Source organism: Arcticibacterium sp. GJ41-1, from assembly GCF_055808875.1.
Genome location: NZ_CM147888.1, coordinates 1,160,410 through 1,176,326, shown reverse-complemented (window position 1 = coordinate 1,176,326; position 15,917 = coordinate 1,160,410). Strand labels below are relative to the sequence as shown.

11 protein-coding genes and 1 riboswitch are annotated in these 15,917 nt (G+C 38.8%); of the genes, 1 reads left to right on the top strand and 10 read right to left on the bottom strand.

Annotated features, from left to right (window positions below; genetic code table 11):
- Positions 1-336: 336 nt before the first annotated feature.
- From AC0L6O_RS04650 to AC0L6O_RS04610, 9 genes are all read right to left on the bottom strand, one after another.
- Positions 337-3,894: an Ig-like domain-containing protein gene (locus tag AC0L6O_RS04650; protein WP_473306680.1), complete on the bottom strand. Its 3,558-nt coding sequence runs from the start codon at positions 3,892-3,894 to the stop codon at positions 337-339.
- 220 nt (positions 3,895-4,114) lie between these two features.
- Entirely contained in the window at positions 4,115-4,330 is a 216-nt protein-coding gene (locus AC0L6O_RS04645; RefSeq protein WP_473306679.1) for a hypothetical protein, read from the bottom strand.
- Positions 4,331-4,346: 16 nt separating this feature from the next.
- Positions 4,347-5,486, bottom strand: coding sequence for a PepSY-associated TM helix domain-containing protein (locus AC0L6O_RS04640; RefSeq protein WP_473306678.1), 1,140 nt, complete (start codon positions 5,484-5,486; stop codon positions 4,347-4,349).
- A gap of 14 nt (positions 5,487-5,500) precedes the next feature.
- Positions 5,501-7,843: a TonB-dependent siderophore receptor gene (locus AC0L6O_RS04635; RefSeq protein ID WP_473306677.1), complete on the bottom strand. Its 2,343-nt coding sequence runs from the start codon at positions 7,841-7,843 to the stop codon at positions 5,501-5,503.
- 182 nt (positions 7,844-8,025) lie between these two features.
- Positions 8,026-8,934, bottom strand: coding sequence for a DUF6607 family protein (locus tag AC0L6O_RS04630; RefSeq protein ID WP_473306676.1), 909 nt, complete (start codon positions 8,932-8,934; stop codon positions 8,026-8,028).
- Position 8,935: 1 nt separating this feature from the next.
- Positions 8,936-9,271: a DUF6686 family protein gene (locus AC0L6O_RS04625; RefSeq protein ID WP_473306674.1), complete on the bottom strand. Its 336-nt coding sequence runs from the start codon at positions 9,269-9,271 to the stop codon at positions 8,936-8,938.
- Between the two features lie 3 nt (positions 9,272-9,274).
- Entirely contained in the window at positions 9,275-9,871 is a 597-nt protein-coding gene (locus AC0L6O_RS04620; RefSeq protein WP_473306672.1) for an HmuY family protein, read from the bottom strand.
- Positions 9,872-9,911: 40 nt separating this feature from the next.
- Positions 9,912-10,619 carry a hypothetical protein gene (locus tag AC0L6O_RS04615; RefSeq protein ID WP_473306670.1) on the bottom strand — a complete coding sequence of 236 codons (708 nt, stop codon included), beginning with the start codon at positions 10,617-10,619 and terminating at the stop codon, positions 9,912-9,914.
- Positions 10,620-10,649: 30 nt separating this feature from the next.
- On the bottom strand, positions 10,650-12,674 hold the full coding sequence (locus AC0L6O_RS04610) for a TonB-dependent receptor plug domain-containing protein (protein ID WP_473306669.1): 2,025 nt from the start codon (positions 12,672-12,674) through the stop codon (positions 10,650-10,652).
- Between the two features lie 297 nt (positions 12,675-12,971).
- Positions 12,972-13,107: riboswitch (cobalamin riboswitch) on the top strand.
- Between the two features lie 108 nt (positions 13,108-13,215).
- Here AC0L6O_RS04610 and metE point away from each other — a divergent pair.
- Positions 13,216-15,489 carry a 5-methyltetrahydropteroyltriglutamate--homocysteine S-methyltransferase gene (gene metE, locus AC0L6O_RS04605; RefSeq protein WP_473306667.1) on the top strand — a complete coding sequence of 758 codons (2,274 nt, stop codon included), beginning with the start codon at positions 13,216-13,218 and terminating at the stop codon, positions 15,487-15,489.
- Between the two features lie 40 nt (positions 15,490-15,529).
- Here metE and AC0L6O_RS04600 read toward each other — a convergent pair whose 3' ends face one another.
- Positions 15,530-15,907, bottom strand: coding sequence for a nuclear transport factor 2 family protein (locus AC0L6O_RS04600; protein WP_473306665.1), 378 nt, complete (start codon positions 15,905-15,907; stop codon positions 15,530-15,532).
- Positions 15,908-15,917: the final 10 nt, after the last annotated feature.

Below are 15,917 nucleotides of genomic sequence, written 5' to 3'. Positions count from 1 at the left end.
CATTTAAGTAGCGACTCATCCACTATCTGACCATATTTCACTAGATAAAAGACGAAATAAGGGTGAATACAAAATCAATTAACAGAAAGTGTAGAGGAAAGAACAAAAAAACGAGGATTTGATAAATATCGAAATTCAGTCTTTAAAAGCGGCTTGTAGCTGAGTTAAGATAAGTTCTTATATAATCGCCTATCAACAGTTTAGAGCTGCAGGCTTTTAAGGACAGCCATCATAACTATTCTCTCCCAATTATATTGGGTAAAAGAGCTTGAAAAGGCATCACCACAAGTCCCGAGGCAAGCGTTTAAAGGAAGCTAGACAAGCCGAAAAAAAACTTCACTCCAAAAGAATTATTTTCTTTGTCCAAACACCAACGTCAGTATTTAATTTCAGCAAATAGGTTCCAGCTTGTAATTCACTAATTTTCATTTCATAGCTCCCACTTGAAAGTTGAACAAAATCAGACGGAACTTTCTGTCCCGAGATTCCGTACAAGTCAATACCCATAACTTCGGCTTTCTTATTGGTATTTATTTTAATTGACTCTTGGCTCAAACTCGATGGGTTAGGATAAATACTCCAACTAAAGCTTTCTCTCGAAATGTATTTTACCGCTATTATAGTTGAGTACTCATCTTCTGCGTTATGTTCATTAATTTTTAGCCTGTAGTAATTTAACCCTTCAGCTGGAGCATTGTCGTGGTACTTATAGTTGTAGTTCTTAACCCTATTTTCTGCAGATACTTCTCCTATTTTTTTAAAGCTTTTAGCGTCTAAACTACGTTCAACCTCAAACTTATCTACGTTGCTTTCATTCGCTGTTTCCCAATTGAGAATTACAGCGTTATCATCAATAGAGCCTCTAAACCAAACTAAATCTACCGGAAAGCTAGAAGCACTAGCTGCCGAACAATTAGGACTCGTAAAGCTATTTGTTGTGGAACATCCATTTTCTACAACTGTAACATTAAAACTTGTATTAGGGCTTATATTTTCAATGTACCATACGGTTCTTGCATCTTCAAATCTACCGTCAGTATCGTAAGTTGCATTTAAGCCACTTACGTTTGTGTTTACCGTACTAGAAGCCCCTCCTGAGGTTTGGAAGGCAAGCATGGCATTGCTAGCATCTGTGCAACTAGGCGGTACAATAACACTAACAGTAGGTGCAGCCGTTGAGCTGACTGTTACTACAATGTTATCACTTGAAGAACTCAGACAAGAATTAGCATTACTAATACAGTCTGCTAAATAAATCGAAGTCTCTGTTGGTGTAACAGTATAAGGGCTTCCTGTGCCCAAAACTGAGTTTTGGGCAATCACACCTGCGAACCATTGAATGGTTGAACCAGCAGGACAAGTACCTGTTAAGTCAAAAGAATTCCCAGTACAAATTGTAGTGGAAGTAGAACTAACAACAGGAGCTGTTGGAGAAGGGTTTACCGTCACGGTAAGGTTAGCATTATTGCTTTTGCAACCCGCTTTTTCACAAGCAGCGTAATAGGTAGTGGTAGTCGTAGGACTAACAGTAGTGGAGACCAACCTACTATTCAAAGCAGCGTCATAAAAGAAAGCGATATTTGAACCATTAGTACAGCTACCACTTAAAGAAGTACTTTCTCCAGAGCAAATCGTGCTAGGATTTGCTACCAAAGAGGTTGGTGTGGCTGGCTTTGGGTTTACCGTTACGCTACCACTTATATAGGAACTTTTACAATTTGTACTGGAACAGATTGCATAATAAGTGGTATTTGTCGTTGGACTAACTGGCATAGATACAGCAACTGTTAGGGCAGTATTTGAATACCAATTAAGAGTTCCAGTAGCACAATTACCACCTAAGTTAGTACTTTCACCCTCACAAATAGTTGCTGAACTAATACCCGTTGGTGAAGGAGGAATAGCTTCAACAGTCACCGTAACAGGAGATGAAGTTGGACTTTCGCATCCATCAAGCAAGCATGTTGTTGTATATTGAGTAGTGCTACTAGGGCTTACCGTAATACTAGAACCTGTTTGAGAATTTGACCAATAAATCACTCCACCAGAACATCCTGTAGCGGTAAGGGTAGCAGATGAGCCAGCACATATTGTGGTGGCACCATTTAGAACCGGAGCAGCAGGCGTGGTTCGCACTGTAACAGGAACACCACTTGTGTTATTTGTAGCACAAGCCGTTACAGCTGCACCATCACAAGTGGCTGTATAAGTAGTATTACTGGCTGGTGAATGTGAAAAGCTATTACTACCTGTACTTATGCTAACATTATCTGCAAAGAACTCAACGGTTTCAGAGCAACCATCCATGGTAAGTGTCACATTTTCGCCAGAACAAAGGTTAGATTTATCAGTCGTGAAATTAATGCTGGCAATGGTGATTTCAATGGTACTATTACTAGGGTCACTAACACAGCCCTCTGTGCTGGTACAAGTAACCGAATAAGATGTGGCAGTGTTAGGGCTAACAACAATACTCGTAGTCGTTTCGCCATTACTCCAATTCAAAGTTCCGGTGCAACCAAACGCTGTTAAAGTTGCACTGTTCCCTGGGCATATTCTAGTATTTGATGCCGAAACGCTAGGTGAGTTTGGCAGTGGATTTACATTTACAGTTACTGCAGATGAAGAAGAACTTTCGCACGCTGAGCTTGTGGTTTTACAAGTAGCTACATAAGAGGTGGTGGTAGTAGGTGAGACACTTTTGGGACTACCAGAACCCAAAGAGGTACCCGAAGCACTACCAATATACCATTCAATAGTACCTACAGCACACGAACCCGTAAGGTTTACACTTTCACCAAAACAAATACTATTGTCATCAACAGTGGCGTCTGTAGGTGTAACAGGAATTGGATTTATTGTAACAGTAAAAGGAGTATTTGACGCACTGTAACACATATTTTCTGCGTCATAAAAAGTAGCGTAATAGGTGCCTGAAGCACTTAGCACTAAATTAGATAATTTATTAGCATCTGTAGTAGGAGAGCCAGAATGCCAAGTAAGTACTGTACCGTCAGGGGTATTATCTGCAGATACTGAACCAAGGTTTACAGTGTTACTATTACATGAATTACTCAAAGAACTTACAGATAAATTAGGGGCGGTATTACCAACTTTACAAAGTGGAGCAGTAGCACAGCGAGCCCCATCATTTTTCGATGACGTTGGGCCTAAAGAAAATAATATGGCATCCTCGGTTGATAAAGGATTAGTTAAAGCTGCATTTGAAATACTATAAATTTTCCCATCTGCATTTCCTCCTACATACAAAGTTCCGTTTTTGTCAAAATAGGTAGCCCCGTATGCCTGTGCCGTTAATCCTCCTATTTGCCTTATTTCTGTAACATTTCCAGTCGCTGGATTTATTTTAAAGAGTTTTCTATCTCCATCTATGGTATACAAAAAATTGTCAACCGGGTTAAATGAAATGTCAGAAGCTGCTACAGCACTACTAAGCGTAATTGTACTTAAAGCTGTAGGCGGGGTTGTATTAAGATCATATCGATACATTTCAGGTATGCTAGAATTATCTAGGCCATGAAAAATACCATTTTTATCAATGTCAACACTATTAATATTTGGTAAGGAAGTGGTATAAGTAGTTGTATTATAATTGGCATCAACTTTTATTAAATGTCCCCTATTTCTATTTAACATCCAGATATAGTTGTCTACCATATTATATCCAGCAGAGGCAGGTCTATCTGTTATGTCTTCTGCTACCTTAGTAGATACTCCTGTCTGTAAATCAACTCTATAGATATCAGCTGGGCTATCCTGAAAAAGGTAGGCAAACCCTTCACAGTTAAAAGGCACAGTTGCTTGCCCAAAACTTAGGAAAGGTAAAACTAACAATACCGTAAAAATGATTTTTGGAGGCAAAAATTTCAGCATAGAATGAACCTTTAAGTGCACTTCCTCACAAAGAGGAATCATATATTCATACAAATGAAAACCTTTGAACTATAATTTCAAATAAAAACCACTTGTATTGAAATTATATCTATCCATACAGCACAATTCGATATATATAAAGCTTAATTTCTGTAAATCTAAAGACCTTTTTATACGGTAACGGAGATTCCAATCGGGCTGAAAAATTAAACAACAGATATTAAGCTTTAATGCGTAAGCACAAATCTTTAAATCCAGCTTTCTCCAAAGCACACCTTAAATCACACTCTTTAAGATTACAGTGTTTTATAAGGGTAATGTCGTTTGTCAAACAGTCAACCCCAAAAGAATTCACGCCAATATTGGCCAATTCTTGTTTTAGTGCTTCCAATCTTTCGGGGCCTACATTCTGATTTTGAACCTGGATTTTAATCATATTAGCTTAAATTTTCCTATACCTTGACTTTTTTGCGTCCTGAGTTCTTCCTTTTACCAAGCCAAACCATAAAACCAGTGACTGGCAAACTGGCACATAGCAATGATACTAAAAAAGCAAAAATCTTTCCTGGAAGTCCAAAAATTGCCCCTATATGGATGTCATAATTCATTCGCATAAGTTTCTCGGCAGTATTGGCATCTTTTAGGCGACCGTAAACGTGATTGACAGAAATTTCCTCCAAGGTATACTGGTCAAAATACCTGTAGTCTGTACTCCAATACATATCTTCCTTAAGATTTGCATTAGCGGCTATTGCCGAAGTATCAGACTCTGGGGTATGAACCTCCACAGAAACGGCATTAGGATATTCATCTAACATTTTCTCCCAGACCAAGTCCATCACAGGCTTATCTAACTGACCCTCCTCTACAAAGCTTTTAGAAGGTGGTGTGATATAGACCAACTCCTTTTCGCCACCAATACTTTTATAATAAACATAAGCAAACCATTGAATGCCGAAAACAATACCCGTAGTGGCTAAAATCACAGCAAAAACACAAGTATAAAAACCAATGATGTTATGAAGGTCATAGTTTTTTCTACGCCATTTGGTAGAGTCTTTCCATCTAAACCAGAAGCGTTGTTTAGCCGCCGCTTTGTTTTTAGGCCACCAAAGCACAATACCAGAAATAACCATCAATAAAAAAAACAAAGTGCTGTAAGATGTAACTGGCTGCCCTATTTCTGGCGGCAGCCACAAATAATAATGCCCATCAAGAATCCAATGAAAAAAAGATGCTTCGTGGTCTTTTGTTTCAATTATTGCCCCTGTGTAAGGATTATGATATACTGAAAAATAATACTCCACAGGCTCAAAAGCATAATAAATGGTTTCTACACTCCTACCCTCACCCGGGTAATTAATGGCATGTAAATGGTGGTCAGGATATTTTGCCTTTGATATTTTCTCAAATACTGATGGTGGCAAAACTGCTTTATCTTCTATCTGGCTGTATCTAAAATCTTCGGTGGCGTCTAAAATCTCCTTTTGGAATGCATAAAAACATCCCGTAATACTGATGATAAACACCACTAGCCCGGTGCTTAAACCGAGCCAGAGGTGTACTTTTCCTATTTGCTTTTTAAATTTCATCAATTAGTATTTGACTAGAACTTATAACGGATACTTAAACGTGCATTTCTGTTAGCTTCTGCTTGCCAGTAATAAAAATCGCTCCATGTATAGTAAGCTCCTGAAATCACGGAGGCATTAAACAAGTTATTGACATTTAAGGCTATTCCGAACTTGTCAAATTGGTATGAAAGAGCCCCGTCAAATTTGGTATACGATGGCATAGAAGGGTCTATAGAGCTATCATAAGCGGCATACCAAGTAGAACGTCCTGATGCATGCGATGCACCTAAAGAAATACCCAAGCCCTTTAAATCTCCACTAGTTACAGCATAAGAAAGCCAAGCATTTGCTATGGATTTATCGGTACCCGGAAGCTGTCTGTCTACCATAGAGCTCTCTGTATCTTCGGTTATTTTGGCGTCGGTATAGGCATAGTTCATGGTAACATCTAAGCCCGTGAATAACTGACCTCTTACGTCAAACTCAATACCAGAAGTTTTTGTTTGACCCAACTGAATAGAAAAATACTGATGCTCTGGGTCAGATGTCAATACATTGTTTTTGGTGATTTGATACGCCGATACACTTGCCGTCCATCTTCCGTTAAGCATTTCTTTTTTCACCCCAATTTCTTTATTGCTTCCCGTAATGGGGTCAAACTTAACATTGTCAAAAGACGCTCCCGTTTGTGGAATAAAGGCCTCATCATAAACTGCATACAAACTAGTATTTTCATTTAGAGAATATGACAATCCTACTCTTGGTGTAAACTTGCTTGCCTCTACCCCTTCAGAATATGGGTCGTTATCTCTGGTGGTGGTGTACCTCCCCGCCAAGGTAACTCTTAACTTGTTTTGCAAAAATCTAAGTTCGTCTTGCAGATAATAAGCCGTGTATAAATTGCTATAATGTACCCCACGCTGACGTATACTTAATTCACGGTCAAACTGTGTATAGCTAGTAGCGGGAACTGTTCCGTAAGTAGGATTATAAACATTAAAACCTGTGCTACCTGTAATGGCACCGGCTTGGCTCCAATCATGATAAAAATCTTTATCGCCCATATCTAAACCAGCCAAAATACGGTGCTGAAGTTTTCCGGTAAAGGCATCACCATTTACAAAAAACTGTCCTACTCTTGTTTGACCTAGAATATCCCAGTTAGACTCAGCTCTCATTAAAGTATCACCATTAAAGCCTGTAGGCCAAAGGCTGCTACCTACTTGATTAAAGTTAAGGTAAGAAAGCTGCCCTGTAAATTTCCAGTTTTCGTTAATACTATGTGAGAAGGTAATTAAGGCAGATTGGTCGTTAATATTAGTGGGCGACATGTTGTTTTCAAGCGTACTAAACTCGTTTGAAATATCACCTAGTTTGTTTGGCGAATAAATGTAGTTTGAGCCAATTGGCGACATTTTAACATATTGATAATTATACTCCGCTGTTAAAGATGTGCTTGGGTTAATTTGAAATTTGATCACTGGAGCTACCGAAACACGATTATTATATTCAAATTTTCGTTGTGTACCTTTCATTTGTCCCATCAAATTAAGACGGTACTGCACTTTACCATCTTTGCTTAACAAGCCATCAAAATCTAAGGTATTTCTGTAAGTACCAAAGCTACCAACAGTCATAGCCACCTCTGATTTTTTATAGCCTGTTGGCTTTTTAGTAACTACATTATAAAAACCACTTGGCTCTCCTGCAGCCATCATAAAACCAGCAGGCCCTTTTACAAACTCAATACGCTCTACCATACTCATGTCTTCCGTTAAAGGTCCCCAAGTATCGGTCACGTTCATACCATTTCTAAAAGAAGCCGCTCTAGAGCCACGCATGACTATTCTGGCATAAGTTTCCCAATGCTCAGACATAGTAGCACCACTTACATTTCTAATTACACCCTCTCTCATATCAAAAATCTGTTGGTCTTGAATGGTCTGATTGGTAATTACTTGAATGTTTTGAGCTACCTCTAAAAGCGGCGTACGCAAACGCAATGACACCGAAGGATAATCAGTAACATACTTCCCAGGATTAGCCGTAACTAAAACCTCCTGAAGCTGATTAGCATCTTCTTCCAAAGTAAAAACTATGGTTACAGACTCTCCGTCATTTACGGTAACATCTTTCATTTGATGCTCTAAACCCACAAAACTGGCAACCACCGTGTAGCTTCCCGCTTTCACATCATTTATTTGATAGATTCCCTCATCGTTTGCGGTAGCACCTTTAGTGCTTCCTTTTAATGTTACGTTTACAAAAGAGGCTGGTTCGCCATCTGAAGTTCTTACTTTTCCTGCTATGGTTCCTTGAGAGAATACAGCTGCAGGAAGCAGTATAAAACTTATGATATATAAAATATGTTTCATTTATTCTTATTTAGACTTATTACAAATTGAGTCGCAAATGTATTCCGAAGTTCAACCTCAAACAAGCTTATTTATAATTATTTTAAATAGTAAATTGCAAGTAAAAACCGGAGAAAAAGAACAACAAACGCTCACTTCCCCGGCATTACGATTTCAAATCCAATTTGACCTAATATAGTTGCTTAAATTCCGTCTTCAAAAACCACAAACTCCGTTAAAACGGCATCAAGTTTTTTCCTATTTTCTGCAGAGCTTAGTTTTTCTTTATTTATGTTGTAAAGGAAGCTTCCCAGACGCTGGTCGTCTACTTTAGCTTTGATGGTAAAGCTCTTATGTTGGTTTTCTACTTTATCCCAAGCTGCTCTCACATCACTCCAGTAAGCCTTATTCTTTTCCCACCATGCTTTGGTGGAAGCACATTTTGACATATCTGTCAACACATAATCATTATAGCCTTTTTCTGATGCTAAAAGCACATCAGTTTTACCTTCTGTTCTTATAATTTTATCGTTGTCTTGCTCATGCAAATAACCTTTATCCGTCACATGAATTCTGTTGCCTCTTCGCATGACGTTATAATCTTTACGGTGAGAATACTCTCTTCTGGGCAATGCGGCATCTGCCGTGCTTTCCCAAACAGACTTACCATTTACATGTGCCCACTCTCCTGTTCCGGCATACCTGAGTTCATCTTGTGTTCCGTAAACTTTTTGCGTCCAGCCATTTTTGAAATTAGTTTTCGCGATGTTTGAATATCTAAAATCATTAGCGGTATTAAAAGAGATTAAATGCGGGTCTCTGTAAGTCCAGTCTTCACGCCAGTGCTTCACCACCATGGTATCATTTATTGCCAAAAGGTGCTGAATAACCACTTTGTTCGCTGATTCTTCCAAGACAAACACATACTCAGTAGCGTGCTCTAAATACCTGTCATGAAATTCATAAGCCGTATCTGGGGCAAAAGTCTCTGCATACTGAAAAGTAATATCCATACAGCCGCACTGCCCTTTGATGGCCTTCAGGTCTTCCGCCTTTTGAGCAGATACACCCATCGAAATCATAAGACCCAAGATTAGAAGTAAATTTTTCATTTTATTGTTTTTGATTTATTATCTCGTTTACCTGTAGCATCAGCACAGACTCATTAATCATCCTTTTGAATTCTTCGTATTCACAAGCAGTAAAAGCGAAATAGGTGTTTGACAGTGGCGTTTGAAAACTAATGGTTTTACCTCTTCCTACTGGGGTTTCCATAAGGTATGTTCCGTACTCCACGTCTACTATAGTTCCTAAGCCTTTAATCTCTTCTTCTTTTAGAAGAATGAAAATATTCTCAAAACACAGGTTATACCTATCACAACCTTTGCAATATCCTATATAACCATAGCTAGATTTACTGATGATGTTTAATGAGCTTTTCTGACACATAATTTATTCGAATTTGGTGGAGCCGTCTGGCTGATAAACATATCTGAAAGTATAGTAACGCCCTACTGCAGTGGCATCAAAAGCGGCAGGAGCTCCTTTGTAATAACTTAGGATTTCTACTTTGGCATAGTTTCCCGAAGAGGTTTTAACAAAAATCACCTTACCTGCTATTGGAGATATTTCATGCGTGGTAGGGCTATAGTTATACCAGCCATTCCCGGAACCAGAAGGAATAGCCAAACCTTCTGCATCGTCAGATTTCATTGTTAAAGATGCTGGTACTTCTGTAAAATCAGCATAAATACCATCTGCCACAGCTGCCTGAGCAGAACCTGGACCAGATACTCCACCGTTTACTATTACACTGGTACTTTTAAAGGCTAAATCCCATTTAGTGCTTGCCGAATCTGCGGTAGTTAGTACACCGTCTTCAAAACTGAAAAAAGTATAATGATTATTAGGAGCATCTGAAGGGTTTGCTGCTAAATCGCTCACAGTTTGAGAGATTACTGGGTCTTTTGCTACTACAGCCTCGTCTTCTTCACAAGAAATAAGCCCTACAAATAGCGTACAAATGGTTAAAAATTTAATCGCGTTCATTATTTATTTAGAAATTATATAGTTTGAATTTTATCCTTAATTAATTGATGACGAATGTCATATCACATTTATGGCGAATGGTTTCATAGGCTTTGCCTTTGAAAGTGCCTGGCAATTCTTCTATCCATTCTACTTCTGCTAGGTATAAGCCTTTCTTGTTTGGCACCACACTTACAAAACCAATTTGATTTGAAAACTTATCTTGCAGCCAGCCCTCAGGGTTCACCACTCTTATTTTAGTTTTATTCATTGGTTTGCCATCTTTCATGGCATATAGCTCCACATTATTGGAATTGATTTTACAGAAAGTATCTAAGTAAAGTAGCTGGTCAGAAGCTGTCTGTTTTTCGCCTAAGCTAAAGCCCGTTCTTAAGTATTGAATAGGCCTAGTGATGCCCAATTTATGCTTATGCCAGTCTTGCACTTCTCTGGTATCATTTAAACCCAGCACTTGAAAATAGCCCTCACTCTTTGGCGTATACGTTCCTGTCCATTTTGTATTGGTCTGGGTCATTACTATTTCCTCCACTTCACCGTTAGGCGTAACCACAGTCACTTTTATATCCTTCATTTTATCTAACCTATCTCCCACTTCTCTAATCTGAGAAGCATATTCTCCATAATAAAGGTCTATCTGGACTGGTTCGCCTATGGCAGCTTTCGGCTGCTCTATTTCAAACCAGTATCCGTGTGCTTGAGTTAATAATGGACATACCAATAGCATGACTAATTGCCCGATTTTTTTCATTTTTATTTATTTACAATTGTTAAAACTCTTTTAAATAGAATACCTCAGTCGGAGCCATAGCTGCCTTCCTGCCTGCCCTGGTTGGTATTGGGCATCTTTAAAATTCAATACATTATCAATACCAGTTTGAAGTGTCCATTTGTCAATACTTTTTGATACGGAAGTATTCACCAGTAAAAATCCTTTGGCATATTCATCATCCATATCAATGATGGCATTGCCGTTTTGGTCGTTAAAACCGTATCTGCCTCTATACATTGCCCTTACGTTAAAGCCTAGTTTGTCATCCGTTTCATAGAAAAGTTTCAGGTTAGCTGAATGCTTTGACCTATTTAGTAAGCCACCATAATCGCGGCGACTTACTCTTTCGGTCTCGAGGGTTTCTGGGTTACGTCTATACAAACTCCCCTCAGAAATTTTAGCTAGTATAGATTTGTCTTTTGCTTCTAGGTATTGATACCCGCCACTTATTTTAAGGCTTCCGCCAAATGACATATTTAGTCTTTGGCTAACATTAAGTTCAACTCCCTGCGTGAAAACCTCCGCCAAGTTTCTATAGCTATATACATTCTGCCCATTTGTCTTTTGAGCTACTGGAAAAGACTCTATAAGGTTACTGACATCGTTTCGGAAGAAATTTACCGTGGCCGTTCTCCCTTTATTGTTTGTAAATAATAGCCCAATATTACTCGCCAAAGAGCTTTCTGGATTTAGTAGCCCAAACGAAGATGGGTCAATAAAGATATTTGCAATTTGCCCTTGGCTTTCCAGTTTTGCAATGTTAGTTTCTAACTCTTGCGAGCCAAAAACGCTATAACCTGCCACTGCATTAGTGAAGTTTAAATAAAGCTGCCTGAAGTCTGGGGCTTTATATCCCACCCCTACCGAACCACGGAGTTTTAGCTGAGAATTCACCTTATACATGGCAGCCAGTTTAGGCGAAAACTGATTTCTATAAGCCGAGTGAGCATCATACCTACCTCCCACATTCACTTGAAACTTATCTGACCCATAAAACTCATATTGACCGAAAACATATTTGGTATTAAATTTCTTGAGTTCATCATACCTGGTGGCTTCCACACTTTCGTTTACCATTCCTGCTCCTACCAAAAAGAAGTGCTTTTCTGCAAAAGAGAAGTCTAAAATAGCTTCTGGTCTAAAGAATGTTTGGTTAAAATAAGATTCGTCATACACGCTTTTATCTTGCTCATAAGTGAGCAAAGACTCGGTTTCATAGCCTGAAGCATACAGCCTAGCGGTCAATCCTAAGGTGGTAGAAAACTTGTGATTTAAACTTAGGTTTAAGTTTTTATCATGTACAGCACCCGTTTGAGCTATTAATGCTGGGCCATCAGTTTCTTCTACTTCGTAGTTTCCAGATTGAGATTCTTCAAACAACCTTCCTGAAATTTTAAGCTTGGTGTTTTCACTAAAATCATAATTAATTCTAGGCTGCAAAGTGTAATTACTAAAAGGCGATACTGTATTTCCTACAGTCTCCGGAGTAAGGTCATATCCAGCTGATGAATAATGATTTGCGAATAGAGAAATGCCTAACTTTTCTTTCTTAAAATTCCCTAAAGCAGATAAATCTAGCGTATTATTACTGCCATACCTGGCGTAAACATCGCCACCCATTTTATCTGGCTGCTCGGTAATAATATTAATTACACCTGCCAAAGCCTCCGAACCATATAAGCTAGACGAAGGCCCTTTTACTATTTCTATTTGCTTAATGTTTCCTACTGCCAGTCTGCTTAATTCTAGAGTACCCGCCGTTCTCCCTATTAAAGGCTCCCCGTCTACCAAGATAAGCGTGTAATCAGGATTAAAACCTTGTAATTGCACCCCGTTTCCATGGTCATTCACTATAAAAAGACCCGTTTGCTCTGCCAAAACTTCGCTTAGCCTTAAAGAGCCCATTTCTTGAATTTGTTTCTTAGCTATTACAGTAACTGGCATAGGTAAAGAGCTTAATTGTCGTTCACTTTTAGTAGCCGTTACCACCACTTGCTCTAAGTCTTTTGACAGCAGGCTGTCTACCTGTGCCATCCCCCTAAAAGGTATAATTAGTACTAGAAAAATGTAAACTCTTACCACTTGTTTTTATTTAGACTTGTTATAAATAATGGCACAAATGTATTCGCTCAACTTAAACCATACAAGCTTATTTAGAATTATTTTAAATAATAAATTTAGATATAGTACCCTACCCTCAATAGATAAGTCCTCTAGTAATAATATATTCTATGGTTATATAACCTACAATATAACATAATAATAGATATATTATCTACAAATATTCAACAACACAGTTGTTTTATCTATTCAAATAATTACTTTTGAGCCGAAATAGATATAGCATTTGGTTTCTACTGCGAGGTAGACTTAAAAAGGAATCATGTGAAACTCATGAACTGTCGTGCAACCGTGACCAGCCTAAAAAACTGGAAGTCGAGATACTTGCCACCTGCTATTGACAACATGCTTTCACGACTAAGGCATAGAGTCAGGTGGGCAGAAATTAGGATTTCTGTGTACTTACTTCTTTAGCGGAAAGTGTACTCAATGAACATTTTAAAAATTCAAAAGTATGCTTAAAAACAATTTGGGATTTCCACGCATAGGAAATCAAAGACAGCTCAAAAGAGCTTGTGAAAAGTACTGGTCTGGTAAAATTTCTGAAAGCGAGCTTTTAGAAACCGGCAAAACCATTAGGCTGGCCAACTGGCAGCTTCAAAAGGAACAAGGCATTAACCTTATTCCGTCAAACGACTTCTCTTTCTATGACCAAGTTTTAGACCATAGCCTGATGTTTGGAACTATTCCTGAGCGGTTTAATGACCTAAACAAAACCGACCTATATTTTGCCATGGCAAGAGGTTTTCAGTCTGAAGACCAAAATATAAAAGCCTGTGAAATGACTAAATGGTTTGACACCAACTACCATTACATAGTACCCGAGTTTCAAGCTTTTCAAACCTTCCATTTAAATGACACCAAGGTTATTGATGAATTTATAGAGGCTAAAAATGCAGGTATATTAACCAAGCCAGTTTTGATAGGACCTATCACTTATTTGCTTTTAGGTAAAGTAAAAAATGCCGATTTTAATGCTCTCAGCCTTATCGATAGACTTTTGCCCGTTTATTTAGAACTACTAAACAAACTTCAAAAAGCAGGAGCAGAATATGTTCAAATAGATGAGCCGTTTTTAGGACTAGACTTAAATTTCTTCCAAAAGGAAACGTACAGAAAGGTTTATCATAAAATCAAAAATGAGCTTCCTGATTTAAAAATCATACTGAGCACTTATTTCGAGGGAATTGAAGATAATGCATTGGCGGCTTTAAATCTTCCTGTAGACACCCTACATATTGACCTGAAACGTGCTCCAGACCAATTAGACAATATTCTTGGCAAAATTGGCCCTGACCTAAAATTATCACTCGGGATAATTGATGGAAGAAACATTTGGAAAGCAGATTATGAAAAAGCTATTCAATTTGTACAGAAAGCAGTAAATCAGCTTGGAGAAGAACGAGTGATGATAGCTCCCTCCTGCTCGCTTATTCATGTGCCGGTTGATTTAGAAAACGAAACGACGATTGACCCAGAAATTAAAGATTGGTTGGCTTTTGCTACGCAAAAGCTAATAGAACTAAACGAAATAGCGACTATTCTCGCAGCCCCTAACTCTCCTCTTTTAGCCAGAAATACGGCTTCCATCACAAAAAGAAGCACCTCTACTCGCATTCATAAACCAGAGGTAAAAAAGCGAAGTCTTGAAATATCAGACAGAGAACTTAAGCGGAATGCGATTTTTGCAGAGCGTAAAAACTTACAAAAGACGCACCTCAAGCTACCCGATTTTCCAACTACCACTATTGGCTCTTTTCCGCAAACAAAAGAAATAAGAACGCTAAGGGCGAACTTAAAGAAAGGGATTATTACTGCAGAAAACTATGAAGCCGAAATAAAGCGACATACTGCCGAGGTTATCAAATGGCAGGAGGCACTGGGCTTGGATGTGCTGGTGCATGGCGAATTTGAAAGAAACGACATGGTAGAATATTTTGGTGAACTGCTGGAAGGTTTTGTGTTTTCTGCCAATGGTTGGGTGCAGAGTTACGGTAGCCGCTGTGTGAAACCACCTATTATTTTTGGTGATATAGAACGACTAAAAGCCATGACGGTGGCGTGGAGCAGCTATGCTCAGTCGCTAAGTGCGAAACCTATGAAAGGTATGTTGACAGGGCCGCAAACTATTTTGCAATGGTCTTTTGTCCGTGACGACCAGCCTAGGCATGAAACACTTATTCAGCTAGCTTTTGCGGTAAGAGATGAAGTGGCCGATTTAGAAAAAGCAGGTTTGAAGATTATTCAGATAGACGAAGCTGCTCTTAGAGAGGGTTTGCCACTAAAAAAAGCAGACCAAGATGCGTATTGGAATCATGCCATAAAGGCTTTCAAAATAGCATCTGCCGTGGCACAGCCCGAAACGCAAATTCATACCCACATGTGTTATTCGCAGTTTAAGGGCATTATGGATAAACTGGCAGACATGGATGCCGACGTGATTACGATAGAAACCTGTAGGTCTCAAATGGAGCTTTTAGAAAGTTTCCAAGATTTTCAATATCCTAACGAAATTGGGCCTGGTGTATATGACATTCATAGTCCTACCATTCCTTCGGTTTTAGAAATAGAGCAATCGCTGGAGAAAGCGTTGGCGGTAATTCCCGAAGGAAACCTTTGGGTAAACCCTGACTGTGGGCTAAAAACCAGGGCTTGGCCAGAAACAGAGGCATCGCTAAAAAATATGGTGCAAGCCGCTCAGAACTTAAGATTGAGAAATTTGAATTAGAACCTATTAGAGCCATGAGGATTCCTTGTGGCTCTAAACTTTAATACATGGTATTCGGGTTGGCAGATTTCTCTGGAATTTGCTGAATAGCATCCCAGTGTTCACAGATTTTACCGTTCTCATCAAACCTGAAAAAATCTATGGTTACGTATTGGTCGTTTTCAGGCCATGTTTGATGCGTATGCAGCGAAACTAAATCGCCTTCGGCAATACACCTCACAAAGGCAATAGACTTCTCAGGATACTCTTCCTGCATCCTATTGAAATAGTCTATAAAACCCTGTGTGCCATTTGCCACATCAGGGTTATGCTGAATGTACTCATCTCCCACATATTTTTCAATGGCTTCTTTAGGCTTCCCCTCATAAGCAGTTTTATAGAATGCGATGGCGTTTTTCTTGTTTTGTTCTAGGTTCATTTGGCAGCTT

Excerpts from the sequence above, each read along its gene's own strand:
- AC0L6O_RS04630 (WP_473306676.1), bottom strand. The coding sequence starts at position 8,934 with ATGAAAAATTTACTTCTAATCTTGGGTCTTATGATTTCGATGGGTGTA.
- AC0L6O_RS04600 (WP_473306665.1), bottom strand. The coding sequence starts at position 15,907 with ATGAACCTAGAACAAAACAAGAAAAACGCCATCGCATTCTATAAAACT.
- AC0L6O_RS04645 (WP_473306679.1), bottom strand. The coding sequence starts at position 4,330 with ATGATTAAAATCCAGGTTCAAAATCAGAATGTAGGCCCCGAAAGATTG.
- AC0L6O_RS04615 (WP_473306670.1), bottom strand. The coding sequence starts at position 10,619 with ATGAAAAAAATCGGGCAATTAGTCATGCTATTGGTATGTCCATTATTA.
- AC0L6O_RS04650 (WP_473306680.1), bottom strand. The coding sequence starts at position 3,894 with ATGCTGAAATTTTTGCCTCCAAAAATCATTTTTACGGTATTGTTAGTT.
- AC0L6O_RS04610 (WP_473306669.1), bottom strand. The coding sequence starts at position 12,674 with ATGGCACAGGTAGACAGCCTGCTGTCAAAAGACTTAGAGCAAGTGGTG.
- AC0L6O_RS04625 (WP_473306674.1), bottom strand. The coding sequence starts at position 9,271 with ATGTGTCAGAAAAGCTCATTAAACATCATCAGTAAATCTAGCTATGGT.
- AC0L6O_RS04635 (WP_473306677.1), bottom strand. The coding sequence starts at position 7,843 with ATGAAACATATTTTATATATCATAAGTTTTATACTGCTTCCTGCAGCT.
- metE (WP_473306667.1), top strand. The coding sequence starts at position 13,216 with ATGCTTAAAAACAATTTGGGATTTCCACGCATAGGAAATCAAAGACAG.
- AC0L6O_RS04640 (WP_473306678.1), bottom strand. The coding sequence starts at position 5,486 with ATGAAATTTAAAAAGCAAATAGGAAAAGTACACCTCTGGCTCGGTTTA.
- AC0L6O_RS04620 (WP_473306672.1), bottom strand. The coding sequence starts at position 9,871 with ATGAACGCGATTAAATTTTTAACCATTTGTACGCTATTTGTAGGGCTT.